General features: G+C 37.4%; 14 protein-coding genes. 9 read left to right on the forward strand and 5 right to left on the reverse strand.

The features are described 5' to 3' along the window. Window positions 1-310: 310 nt before the first annotated feature. Window positions 311-766: a hypothetical protein gene (locus tag DYY65_RS10050; protein WP_201449454.1), complete on the reverse strand. Its 456-nt coding sequence runs from the start codon at window positions 764-766 to the stop codon at window positions 311-313. A gap of 348 nt (window positions 767-1,114) precedes the next feature. Here DYY65_RS10050 and DYY65_RS10055 point away from each other — a divergent pair, with 348 nt between their 5' ends. The 5 genes from DYY65_RS10055 to DYY65_RS10075 all read left to right on the forward strand — a co-directional run bounded on the left by DYY65_RS10055 (window position 1,115) and on the right by DYY65_RS10075 (window position 4,711). Further along, window positions 1,115-1,723: a DUF1326 domain-containing protein gene (locus DYY65_RS10055; RefSeq protein WP_162477828.1), complete on the forward strand. Its 609-nt coding sequence runs from the start codon at window positions 1,115-1,117 to the stop codon at window positions 1,721-1,723. Window positions 1,724-1,849: 126 nt separating this feature from the next. After that, window positions 1,850-2,920 carry a DUF2182 domain-containing protein gene (locus tag DYY65_RS10060; RefSeq protein WP_162477829.1) on the forward strand — a complete coding sequence of 357 codons (1,071 nt, stop codon included), beginning with the start codon at window positions 1,850-1,852 and terminating at the stop codon, window positions 2,918-2,920. A gap of 227 nt (window positions 2,921-3,147) precedes the next feature. Continuing rightward, a complete protein-coding gene (locus tag DYY65_RS10065) occupies window positions 3,148-3,336 on the forward strand; it encodes a hypothetical protein (protein WP_162477830.1) in 189 nt (62 codons plus the stop codon). 325 nt (window positions 3,337-3,661) lie between these two features. Further along, window positions 3,662-4,285 (forward strand): response regulator transcription factor, encoded by a 624-nt coding sequence (locus DYY65_RS10070; RefSeq protein WP_162477831.1) that lies wholly within the window; start codon window positions 3,662-3,664, stop codon window positions 4,283-4,285. A gap of 60 nt (window positions 4,286-4,345) precedes the next feature. Next, entirely contained in the window at window positions 4,346-4,711 is a 366-nt protein-coding gene (locus DYY65_RS10075) for a hypothetical protein (RefSeq protein WP_162477832.1), read from the forward strand. 286 nt (window positions 4,712-4,997) lie between these two features. On the opposite strand, the gene DYY65_RS10080 is transcribed toward DYY65_RS10075, so the two are convergent. Next, a complete protein-coding gene (locus DYY65_RS10080) occupies window positions 4,998-5,240 on the reverse strand; it encodes a hypothetical protein (RefSeq protein ID WP_162477833.1) in 243 nt (80 codons plus the stop codon). Between the two features lie 204 nt (window positions 5,241-5,444). Between DYY65_RS10080 and DYY65_RS10085 the strand changes: the two genes are divergently transcribed. Continuing rightward, window positions 5,445-5,756: a hypothetical protein gene (locus tag DYY65_RS10085; protein ID WP_236561786.1), complete on the forward strand. Its 312-nt coding sequence runs from the start codon at window positions 5,445-5,447 to the stop codon at window positions 5,754-5,756. A gap of 56 nt (window positions 5,757-5,812) precedes the next feature. Here the strand turns inward: DYY65_RS10085 and DYY65_RS10090 are convergent, their stop codons facing one another. After that, complete coding sequence (locus DYY65_RS10090) at window positions 5,813-6,178, reverse strand: hypothetical protein (protein WP_162477835.1); 366 nt, start codon at window positions 6,176-6,178, stop codon at window positions 5,813-5,815. Window positions 6,179-6,180: 2 nt separating this feature from the next. Then, on the reverse strand, window positions 6,181-6,507 hold the full coding sequence (locus tag DYY65_RS10095) for a hypothetical protein (RefSeq protein ID WP_162477836.1): 327 nt from the start codon (window positions 6,505-6,507) through the stop codon (window positions 6,181-6,183). A gap of 241 nt (window positions 6,508-6,748) precedes the next feature. Here DYY65_RS10095 and DYY65_RS10100 point away from each other — a divergent pair, with 241 nt between their 5' ends. The 3 genes from DYY65_RS10100 to DYY65_RS10110 are packed head-to-tail and all read left to right on the forward strand — an operon-like array spanning window position 6,749 to window position 9,393. Continuing rightward, a complete protein-coding gene (locus DYY65_RS10100) occupies window positions 6,749-7,417 on the forward strand; it encodes a hypothetical protein (protein ID WP_162477837.1) in 669 nt (222 codons plus the stop codon). Window positions 7,418-7,422: 5 nt separating this feature from the next. Then, window positions 7,423-7,692, forward strand: a complete 270-nt coding sequence (locus tag DYY65_RS10105) for a hypothetical protein (protein ID WP_162477838.1) — start codon at window positions 7,423-7,425, stop codon at window positions 7,690-7,692. Further along, the gene (locus tag DYY65_RS10110) at window positions 7,693-9,393 is read left to right on the forward strand and encodes a hypothetical protein (RefSeq protein ID WP_162477839.1); all 1,701 of its coding nucleotides are present in this window, start codon (window positions 7,693-7,695) and stop codon (window positions 9,391-9,393) included. Window positions 9,394-10,324: 931 nt separating this feature from the next. On the opposite strand, the gene DYY65_RS10115 is transcribed toward DYY65_RS10110, so the two are convergent. Continuing rightward, a complete protein-coding gene (locus DYY65_RS10115) occupies window positions 10,325-11,290 on the reverse strand; it encodes a PKD domain-containing protein (RefSeq protein ID WP_162477840.1) in 966 nt (321 codons plus the stop codon). Window positions 11,291-11,483: the final 193 nt, after the last annotated feature.

Below are 11,483 nucleotides of genomic sequence, written 5' to 3' on the forward strand. Positions count from 1 at the left end.
GCATCGACTGTCATATTAACAACATCGTTAGAAAAACCAAAATTTGATTTTATCCTAGCTAGATAGATTGCTCTTCTTCTGGCCTATAATTTGGCAGTCCTCCACTTATGCCGCCATCTGATTGACAGCGGTCACAACCGCCGGTTCCTCCACTTTGGTTGAACTAGAAGTGGCACTTATGCTGATGACCACAGAACTACGCCTGCCACTGGGCCACTCGAGCTCTCAGAGCTCTTGCCAGTCGACCTGCTAAGTTACTGTTGGCTGACAAATAGTGTGCTTCACCTTGATGTATATTATACTATAGTAGTTAGGGGTTGTTGGGGAGTGCAGTCAATAATTTGTGATCCTTATCTGAAGGAACGTTTTGATTGAGGAGTATATTTTTGATATCGTTTCTCTCGATGAGAGCATTAATTATTCTTCTTTGTTCCTCGACTGATAGGTCATCCTCAGAGAGCACAGTTTCAATAGAATCGATTGCTTTAAGTTTCCAGTAATTTTCGACTGCATTTCCGATTAACTTATGGGATTCATAAACCACTTTACCAAATGATGTAAGATAATACCTATCGCTCTTTCTAGTTACCAAACCTACATCTATCAATTGATTCATTCGTGAATAAAACTGCTTTCTAGTGAGAGCTAACCTGGTCATAACGGCGCCAGTATCCCGTGGCAAAGTGAAAGCGACCATATTAAAAAGTGCTAGCGATTTGTCATCTGAAAGCGCCCTCAAAGTATCTGTCATACTTTTCGATTCCAATTTGCGATTATCCAAAACTGATATTTTCGATGCATCTCCTTGTCGTTGCTAACGTAAACTATACGGTAGTAATTTACCCTTAAGGGTTTTAGAATCGTTCTTCTCTTTAATTCAATAATAAGAAAGTATTATGCCAGTTGCCAATTAATCAAGAGTTAAGCGTTAGATAACTTTGGTTGGAATGTGGAAATATAGATAAACTTTAAAACGTGCATTCTTTTAGGCTCCCTCAGAGTGAGTAATCCTTAAATCATCAAGCAAGTGAGATCAATAAAGAACCTATGGACCAAGTTTTCACTCTTAAAGTAGCCTCCATAGAACCGCTGGGAAAGGAGGAATAGCAAAGATATGGCTATCCCATGGGAGATAGAAGGAGATTATTTTGAAGGATGCAATTGCAATGTGATGTGCCCATGTACTGTTGCCGATGACCCTGACGAGGGCAATTGTTATGTGACTACAGCCTGGCATATTCAAAAGGGCAACTATGGAGAGACGGGCCTCGAAGGATTGAACGTTGTAGCCATGTTCAATGCACCAGGTAATATGTTGAAAGGACCAAAATGGAAAGGTGCATTATATATAGACCAAAAAGCGACTCCTCAGCAGAATGATGCATTGGCAAAAATCTATTCAGGCCAAGCAGGAGGCTTTTTTGCAGTTGTTACAAATCTTGTAGGAGAGATATTAGGCGTAAAATCAGTGCCTATTGAATTCGATATTAATGGGAAACGTAGATCGTTACGCGTGAAAGATTCATTAGAGCTGGAGATAGAAGGAGTTAACGGAGCAGATGCTCATAGAGACGTCCTTCTGGTCAATCCTTCATTTTCTGCTGTACCTGGTTCAGATCTTGTAATTGCGCGTTCAAGCAAATACAATTACAAGGACTATGGTATTGAATTTAACAACTCTGGGAAGAACGGTTTCTATTGCAAATTCAGGTACTCTTCATAATTGTTACCTGGAAGTAAAATCAGATCTTCGGGTACTGGTTAGTTATTAGATAGACGCTGAATGTTTTGTTATGTTTTGTGACGCACTCCATGCTTTTTCTCTTTTTCTCTTGAGTTGATCAAAATCATGGACAGAGTCAAGGTGGTTATTCTAATTTCAGTTTTATCAGTTGCAGCAATTTCTTGGCTGTTGTCTAGAGAGCAGCCTGATATGATGAGTGCTATGATGTCCTACAACCCTATCGCAATTTCATTATTTACCATTAGTTGGACAATTGGAATGGCCGCGATGATGTTTCCTGCAATAACGCCAATGGTCTTACTGTATAACAAACTTATAAGCTGCGGGAACAGCGGCACTGGTAGTACCAGTAACATTGGTGATGGTGGAGCTGTAGGCATGGGTGTCAACCCTTCACAGTCTTCAATATTTTCTGGATATAGAGATGAAGAACACGATAATAATACTGCCAGGCAAGGGAAGAAATTATCATTATCATCACTCTCAACTTTCACGAATTCTATTAATATAGTCTTCTTTGTAGGGTCTTATCTTTTGATTTGGGCCATAACGGGAATTGTGCTACTTTTGGCGTGGTCCATTCCAGTAAACTATCTTTTTATACATTTCGGAAGTGGACAACAACTCCAGATAGTGTACGGAATAGTATTGGTTGCATCCGGAGTATACCAGTTTAGCTCATTAAAAACCAAATGTCTAGGATATTGCGAATCCCCCCTGAGTTTCTTTATGAGAAGATGGAGTCGTGGAACAATAGGCGCACTAAGGATGGGAATGTACCATGGTCTGTACTGTCTTGGTTGCTGCTGGCCATACTTTCTCATTATGATAGCCTTAGGCTGGATGAATTTGCTATGGATGGCATTATTTGCCGGGGTTATATTTGGAGAAAAGATCTGGTCTAAGGGCATTAGAATTGCTAGAGGGGCCGGAATTGGCTTTGTAATAGTTGGGATGATGATCATATTTGGATTGATAATAGTAACGCCAACTGGTCTAAATATTAGTAACAATCATCATAATAATATTAATAATAACCCTAACAGTCAAACTGGGATTCAAATGCATATGAATGGCATGAATAAGGATATGAAAATAGGTAATAACCCCAATGCATCTTCCCCAGGTGGACGTGCGACACCAATGAAAATGACGGGTATGAGCAGTGGGATGTGAATAATCAATAAATGAATGAATATGCAGATAATCGTCAAATCTGCATGAATCATGATCTTTCTTATTTAATATGGAGTTGCATGTTCTCTAGATAATCTTTCCTAATAATGGTTTATGGCTTCCGTCTAACGTTGAAGCAAAAAAAATTGTTAGACTATCAATTATAGAAGATGACGAAGCTGAATAGATACCGATAATATGTCCAAAAGCTATCCAAGTGAGATAATATGGCATCCCTAATCCAGTATAGAGGAAATGTAATCAATAGAATCATAACTATTGCTCCTACGATAGATCCTATGACAACAAAAAATACCGATCTTCTTAATGAGAAATCTATTCTGAATATGGAGTTTTGTACCATCGTCACCTCTACTAAATTAAAAATAAAAAATGGTGGAATTACCGTGGATTAGCAAGCATGTTCCAAATTTGTAAATCAGTGATCAAATGTGTCCTGCATGAATAGTGTTATCCTTGTTTCCTCCCCACTGAAGTATACGTTCGTTGACAACTACATTTGTAGGAGTAATAGTTATCTGATTCTTAGAGGCTGCTGCCGCAATTGCGTCATCTGAACCAAGTACTGTAGGAGTTATACCATTACCTCAATCATAATTACAAGATATCAAATGATGATTATAAAGACGGGGACAAATACCAGTTATGGAATCCACTTGTGGAATCCAGGTCTGGAATTTTCCTCTCTCCTTATATTGTGCTAAGAAAATTAACTAATCAATGAAGAAAGCATCTAACTCACAGCATAAACAACAACAACTATCTAACTCTAGTAGTGATTCCAGCATTTTAGATAATAGTACTAAGGGCGCAGTGTCAAAAAATGAAAAGCAAGAGAATAGAGAAAAGAAGAGAATTCTACTTGTAGATGACGAGCCAGACATAACATATACTCTCAGTAGAGTTTTAGAAGATAATGGATTTAGCGACGTTGATGTCTACAATGAACCTCTCTTAATAGTGGAGAATTTCAAATCCTGCATTTATAGTCTTTTAATCACAGATATTGCTATGCCAGGAATGAATGGCTTTGAACTTTACGAAAATATCAAAAAAATAGACTCAAAAATAAAGGTAATTTTTATGACAGCGTCTACAGTTAATTATGAGGCATTAAACGAACTACTACCAATAGGTGGATTTGGGACAAGCTACGAAAATAAAAAAGAAACATTATCACAAAAAATACAGGGAGGAAGTGGAGATGAACATGAAGGTGAAGGTGAGGAAAAACCATGCATTATTAGAAAGCCAGTAGAAATAAGAGGGTTAGTACAAAGAGTCAATAATGAGCTCCAAAATAGCAATGTTGTATCCTCAAGGAGCTCTATTCAGATTTCATAAATGGTAAAATGTTGATATCGTCTCCATAAAACCTTTGGCTCAGATAAGGTGTTGTTTGCTATGATGCTAACCAGAAACAATCATACTTGCTGCAAAACGAATAGTACTAACACGCTAATTTCAGTTGTGATAATCATTGTATCTCTATCGATTATAGCAGTAATTGCGACTATCTCTCAATCTAAGATCCAAGCTCCAGCTCAACAACAGCATCAACAAACAAATAGTAATACTATTAACGATAATAATTCTCCTAATTCTCCTAAATTGTCCTTGTCTACTGTCTCAATAGTAGTGGGAACTGGAGCGGCTGCTACAGGTGCTACAGTAATTGTTCCAGGCGTCTTAAGAACAAGAAACCAATCAAAATGTTTGAGTGATTACTTATTGATTATGGATATGAGGAATTTAGGAAAAAGCCTGTAAACATAGAAAATACACAGACTTACTGGAAGGTTTACGTAGTGACATAATCCAGCTGCTACAGAGAAGAGAACTAAATGAAAATCAATATAAGATGCTCGATGATAGGATAATAGAATATCTCGAATAAAATAAGCAATATGAGATAAGATGGAATAACTCTAATACCCGTTGGCTTACGATATCAGTTAGTTAAATACGTTACCTTCAATAAACGTATATCTCACAAAAATAGGGGGAAGTCCAGTGCCGACCTTAGGAAAATATTGATGTTGTCCGCTCTCTTTCTTTATGGGCCTGGTGGACCTACTGGCGTTGGCATTGAAGTCGAATTTCCTTTCGTACTATTGGTCATATTACTACCTGTTGCGTTAGCTGCCATTGTCTTACTGCCACTTGTAGTTTGGTTACTGTTCATAGTTGCCTGTGCTAGTGCTGATTGACTAGCAAAATTCAGTGCTGCTACAGCAGCCACAACCAATACTCCTACTACTGCTCCAATTGTGAAGCCCAACTTGAACATGTTATTCATGTAGCCGTAGATTAACAGAGTATTTATTTAAAGATTATCTAATAGCTAAGACTATTTAAAAAAGAATATACCTTTATAATCCTAGCTGAAGATAAAAATAGATTATTAAGAGAATACAGACAAGACAAGTATTTGTACTTGACATTCTTTTAATAATTAATGATCATCAAAAGCCAAAGAATCAAGAAGGCGCTTCTTATCGCTTTGGCTGATGAAGATATGATCAAAGTTATGGACTCTATTATGGACCGTTCAAAATCCTTTAACGATATTGTAGCTGAAAATAGTAATATTTCACGGACCACTGCATTTAGAAAGATAAAATGGCTACTTAATGAAGGCCTAATCATAGTTGATAAGATTATCCTGACGCCTGATGGAAAGAAGTTTAGCCTATATCACAGTACTCTGAAGGCAATCAATGCCAAATATGAGGCGAATAATGTTAGCGTAGAAGCTGAACCAAATTTTGATATTGCAAAGAAGTGGATTGAGAAGTTCTTCTCACTAGATTAATAATATATGTGGACGATCGAGTATTTGTTTGTATTGTTTTCATTCATTCCTATTCCTTATTTACTAGCATCTTTAACATCACCATCTGTGATTGACTCTAGTTTATCAATTGTTTTTCGTCCGCTACTTCGAACATGGTATAATCTAAGCCATAATATTAAAGCTAAGAACGCTGCGGCCATTATATGAATTTGTGGGCCAAGATAGGGTAATGGGACTGATAGTGAAGGAATTTTATAATTCTCGAGTATCTCTCCAATTATGTAGATTATAATAAATACAAATATTTGAAATTGAAATTCTCTGATATTTCTATATTTTACGGAAAGCCATCCAAACATAGCTAATAATACAAAGAGAATGGCTAATGTAAATCCACTTCCATAGGATAAGATGTTGATATTGCCTTGGATATCTACCATTGCTATGTCACTTTAAGTTCCTCTGATTTTGACCTAGCTTTACTACTGAGGTAAAGAACCCCAAAGAAAATGAGTATGCTAAACGATAACGGTTCAAGTATTCCTTTTGCTAGCACCTTATAACCAAAATAGCTTACTACATGATAAAAGCCCTGCATTAAAACAAAACTTGCAAGTACTATTGTTAATCTCTTGAAATGATTGTTATCATTATTGTACATTTTTGTCTTTGATATAAATGCAAGATAAATAGGCACAGCAGCCGCAACAAAATAAATTATAGACTGAATAACTAGTATTTCAATCTGTACTGATACTGATGTAAGCATCAGTTTTGATTCAGCTCCATTTTGAGACTCGTCATTAAAATAGGTATTCAGATATAAAAACGGGAGGCCCAATTCCAGTTTTGGAATCGCCAATGCTACTTTGAAGCATCCTTTAAAGTCGAGAGGGTATTAAAACTTGTAGCTGAATTCCAGAACTGGAATCCAAAGTCGGAATCCGCACATGGAATTCATCTCCATGCTTATAATCAAATGAAGGTTACAATGCACTAACGAAAAAAAGATGCACGATAATAAAAAAGCAAAAATAACATCAAAAATAAAAACAACAAAAGCAATCATAGCAGCTGTAGCTATTATGACAATAGTCTCATCAGCCGCTGTGGTACTAGGAATACAAACACAAATGTTACAACACGTATTTGCCCAGACCAACAGTAGTGGTAATGGCACTGCTGCATCAGGAGGAGCAGCATCAAGCAAGCCCGTGATGGTCAGTCCAAGCCAAACTACTAACAAGGAGTTCTGGATAAATACAGTACATCTTGATGGTGCAACAAGCCTACATGCCGCAGTAGCAAATCCACTTAGCGCACAGAATACTCCACTGCATCCAGCTGAAGTGCCGCCTGCAAATTCGACTATACCAACTGGGGGAGGTTTCAGAATAGTACTACCTAATAAAGTAGGATCCTGGGACTTTAGATCATTTACTTTTGCTCCAGATCAAATAGTCGTTAACCAAGGAGACAAAGTTACCCTTCACTTCATAGGAGTACTAGGTGTCCACCATATCATAACTGTAAATGGAGTAGGAACATTTGCCCTTCATAGAGGAGAAATACATACAGTATCCTTTATAGCAAACAATCCAGGAAGTATAAGATTCTGGTGTAGCCTTCATCTGCCAAACATGGTTGGCGAGATATTGGTACTACCAAAATCAGTGTAATGACTATGAGAACAAAGAACAAAAAAACACAAACTGATATTCGTTACTGGTACAAGCATGGTATATACGTGACGAATATCTCCCTCAATTCTTTTGTAAAAGTATTCCCAATTACAATAGGTTCCTCGGTTTTTAACTCCAACTACGACGCGTTTCTAGTATCGAAAGGTAAATTATACATAAATAAACCACAATACGTACTTGTAATACAAGAAAAGAGTTTAGCTGAGGATCAAGCTCTAGTAAGAAATGATACTATAAAGAGAATGTTATAGATGGATAATCCAAAAAAGATCCTGATCTGTGGAATTGTTTCGGTCGTAATTATTGGAGTAATCGCATCTACCAATACTATTCTAGATAGATTTACTAGTAATAATGGTCTTGCAATACAATCGAATCTACAACGTGCTGTTAACTCAAACTCAGACCTGAGCTCATCTTCTATCGAACAATTTAAAAACCAATTCTGTGGAGTTGATTCAAGTTTAAATTCTAACAATTATGTAACTGAATATAAGCTCCCACACACTTGTGAAATGCCGTTAGGAATTACAGTAGATAACCAAGCCGGAAAGATCTGGTATGTATCTACAAAGGAGGGGACTCTTGGCAGTTACAATCTAATTACAAAAAGGTTTGATAAAGAGATAAGTATCCCAATCTGGAAGGTGCGCAAAAATCCTATAGATTTCTCAAATGTATGGTCTGTTAAAGTGAACCCTATTGGAGGTAGTGTCTGGTTTACTGACGAGAAACAAAATGCAATTTGGAAGTATAGTAAATCTGTTGGCTTTGATATGTATAAAGTTCCTGACAGTTCATCTGTCTTTGGTACCACTTCTCCCATGTCTTTAGGCTTTGATTCAAGAGGAAATGTATATTTTGTGGGTATGCATTCACCTGTGTTATGGTTTGGAAATTCTACTCTGATGAAGAATAATACCTCAAATGGTATAACAAAGATACCAATGCCTGTGAATAACTTCAAAGGAATAGATTCTAAACAAATCAGTATTGGTTCTATGACGTTGGATAATAGAAGGAACGTAATATGGATATCATTATCAGCACTGGAGTCAGAGGGAGAGATCCTGTGCTACAATATAACTTCAAGGACGTTTGATACGTTTATTCTTCCTGAACAGCTAAGCCTTCCGGTAGGCCTTGCAGTTGACGATAATGGTAATTTATGGGCTACTGACCATGGTACTAGTATATTCTACATGTTGAATATTAAAAACCATAACATAACAATGTTTGCCACTTCTAAAGCCTCTCCAAGGATTTATGGTCTAAACGATTCCAGTACTCTTCCAGGGGATGCTAATACCCTTCCTTATTGGATGCAAAAAGATGCTATTGATGGATCGCTATGGTTCAACGAACATCAAGGGAACAAGATAGCTAGGTTTAATCCCGTGAACAACATTTTGTATGAGTATTGGATTCCCACGCAAAATAAGTTATGGGGCGATTGTCCACCCACCAGCAAAACGTGTGGGATAGCAAATATTCTACAGTTTTCAACAGGGAATGGTGGGCAGATATGGTTCACTGAATTGTCAGAAAATAAAATAGGCAGTATAGCTTCAACAGTCTACAATAATAATAGTAACAGCCATCATCAGTTACCCTTTTCTGTTTCTACGACTCCTCAAGAGCTGACAATTAATAGAGGCCGGAGTGTAGAAATCAAGGTTAATGTGTCTACTAGTAGCTCTTTTCCTCCAAGTAGCACTATAAATATGGTCTCATCAGGAACATTTTCTCCAACTGGTGATCTTGGTAATTCCACAGGAGTTTTTAGTGAGCAATCCTTCCCACTAGAACCATCTCATTCAAAGAACGTATATTTCATCTTCACTCCCGCTAGAGATTTAGGAATAGACATTAATGCTTGGTTCAGAGAACGATGCAATAACTATTATGAAGGCAATAAAACTACATATTTCTTAATCTATATCAATGCTTAAAGCTCCTAGAAGTAAATAATTGTGATGCTATTCATAAAAACGTGTATAAATGGAGGACTCATGCTATTATCATATTCTTTATGTTGATATCCTGTTTTGGGTTAGGCTTCGATACCTATGGCATCCACAATGGCGGCAATAAATAATGAGATTGTACTGCATTAGAGATAGATATGTGCGTGATAAAGTAATATTTGCAAGAAATACACTGGTTCAATTAAAAAAATAAAGCTGCACAAATACAGTCGGCTCGCACCTATTGAAGTAATTTTCGTAACTGTATCATCCGGTCCTCTCTTTTTGTTAATTGGTCCTTAACGCAAATAAATTCTCGTCATACTTCCTTTAGAAATCCTCATCATAAACTTGGTTAACTAGACATTCCTAGATAAATACACATATCTTGCCCCTTTTGAATTCGAAATATTTTGATAATAGTATTAACATAGAATTAATGATATCTACTTTCATACGTGTAATTAAAAAATTACGCTGCAATTGTATGTCTACTAACACCTCGTTTGCATAGAAGTGTTTTCAATATATTTCAGTAAAATCTGCTTAAAATTTCTGGATGCACTAGCGATGAATACCGAGACCAAAATTTCAGACCTGTAGCTTATCTAGAATTAGGTGCGTCTTTTAACCAGATTGAACATGACGAACTACTCGCGCATATTATTTCGACAACTCACGCGTCAATGTGATGCTACATTACCTAATTGGAAATAATATGCTCTAATCTAGTACTCTTTAGGTAAATTCGGGCAGGCACAACGGAGCGCGATCGTTATAACGGCGGGAGATGGTAGAAGATCATACAATTTTCACGACGAATTATTTATCCAAGCCGTTCCTTAGAATTCATACAGCACAGGAGGTGAGTGGGTACTCTAATCACTACTTGTTCTTTCTAGCATATCTGCCATCTTTATGGCTTAACCGTGACAGATACTACTGATGGACTACTGTCAGCATTTCCATTGTTTACTATTAGTTGGAAAGTTAGGCTAGTTGTGCTTGTAACTGACGGTGCTGAAAATGTAGGCTTTTCTGTATGTGCATTTGATAACACCACCACAGGCCCACCAGCCAATTGAAGCCAGGAATATGAAAGTGAATGGCCATTAGGGTCATGGCTCTTGCTTCCGTCCAGAGTGACCTTGTCAGATGGTTGCACACTCTGATTTGGTCCAGCATTAGCAACTGGTACGTCGTTGTTATTACCACTGCTGCTGCTACTTCCACTGCTGCTGGATGTTTGTACGTTATTAACAGTTAATGAGTTCGAGTTGCTAGTAGAATAACAATTGTTTGGATGTACTATGACAGTGGAAGGAGCATTAGTGTGATGTACTGAGTTTGGAACGTTACAGTTGTTTGGGTGAACCACTGTAGTATTAGGAGCATTGTTTGGATGGGAAACATTGTGGTTAGAGCACTCTACGGTTGAAGGATGTACGACAACGTTTTTGGGAGTATTAGTATGTACTGAGGTGGGAACATTACAGTTGGTAGGCTGTACAATAGCGGTGTTAGGGGCTTTAGCTGGATTTATTACGTTTGGACTAGGACAATTATTTGCAGAAGGAAATAGGGCAGGAGAACTAATACAACCATTATTAAGTTGATGTGTTGGGGGTGAGCCTAATTGAAGTCCGCCGCTGCTACCAATACGATTATGTTGATCGCTTGGTAAACCAACATTACTTGAAATGCCACCTATGCCAGAATTACCTGAAAACCCCCTATCACCCGAAGCTCCAGCACTAAAATGACCAGCACCGCCACTGGCGCCACTAAACCGAGCAGCATAGATATCTGAGTATTGAAAAACCATGGTAAGCAGAGATAGAGATAGAGCCGCTAACAAAACCATTTTCGTTCGGAATCCCAATGGTGGATTCAGAGCACTTCGCTCTTTTGATATGGTAGGTTCAATAAGTGATTTCAAAATACAAACCAAACTTGGTGTGAAAGTATTTATGCTTTTACGACGATTAAGCTAGTTCTTTAAGCTTGATTGAAGTTCTGAGGCTATTCAGACAGATATTATAAATAATTAACGAAAAAACCAATTATAGATAATT

Source organism: Nitrososphaera sp. AFS (assembly GCF_009898475.1).
Taxonomy (GTDB): domain Archaea; phylum Thermoproteota; class Nitrososphaeria; order Nitrososphaerales; family Nitrososphaeraceae; genus Nitrosopolaris.

Coding starts and splice junctions, on each gene's coding strand:
- DYY65_RS10055 (WP_162477828.1), top strand. CDS start 1,115: ATGGCTATCCCATGGGAGATAGAAGGAGATTATTTTGAAGGATGCAAT.
- DYY65_RS10060 (WP_162477829.1), top strand. CDS start 1,850: ATGGACAGAGTCAAGGTGGTTATTCTAATTTCAGTTTTATCAGTTGCA.
- DYY65_RS10065 (WP_162477830.1), top strand. CDS start 3,148: ATGGCATCCCTAATCCAGTATAGAGGAAATGTAATCAATAGAATCATA.
- DYY65_RS10070 (WP_162477831.1), top strand. CDS start 3,662: ATGAAGAAAGCATCTAACTCACAGCATAAACAACAACAACTATCTAAC.
- DYY65_RS10075 (WP_162477832.1), top strand. CDS start 4,346: ATGATGCTAACCAGAAACAATCATACTTGCTGCAAAACGAATAGTACT.
- DYY65_RS10080 (WP_162477833.1), bottom strand. CDS start 5,240: ATGAATAACATGTTCAAGTTGGGCTTCACAATTGGAGCAGTAGTAGGA.
- DYY65_RS10090 (WP_162477835.1), bottom strand. CDS start 6,178: ATGGTAGATATCCAAGGCAATATCAACATCTTATCCTATGGAAGTGGA.
- DYY65_RS10095 (WP_162477836.1), bottom strand. CDS start 6,507: ATGCTTACATCAGTATCAGTACAGATTGAAATACTAGTTATTCAGTCT.
- DYY65_RS10100 (WP_162477837.1), top strand. CDS start 6,749: ATGCACGATAATAAAAAAGCAAAAATAACATCAAAAATAAAAACAACA.
- DYY65_RS10105 (WP_162477838.1), top strand. CDS start 7,423: ATGAGAACAAAGAACAAAAAAACACAAACTGATATTCGTTACTGGTAC.
- DYY65_RS10110 (WP_162477839.1), top strand. CDS start 7,693: ATGGATAATCCAAAAAAGATCCTGATCTGTGGAATTGTTTCGGTCGTA.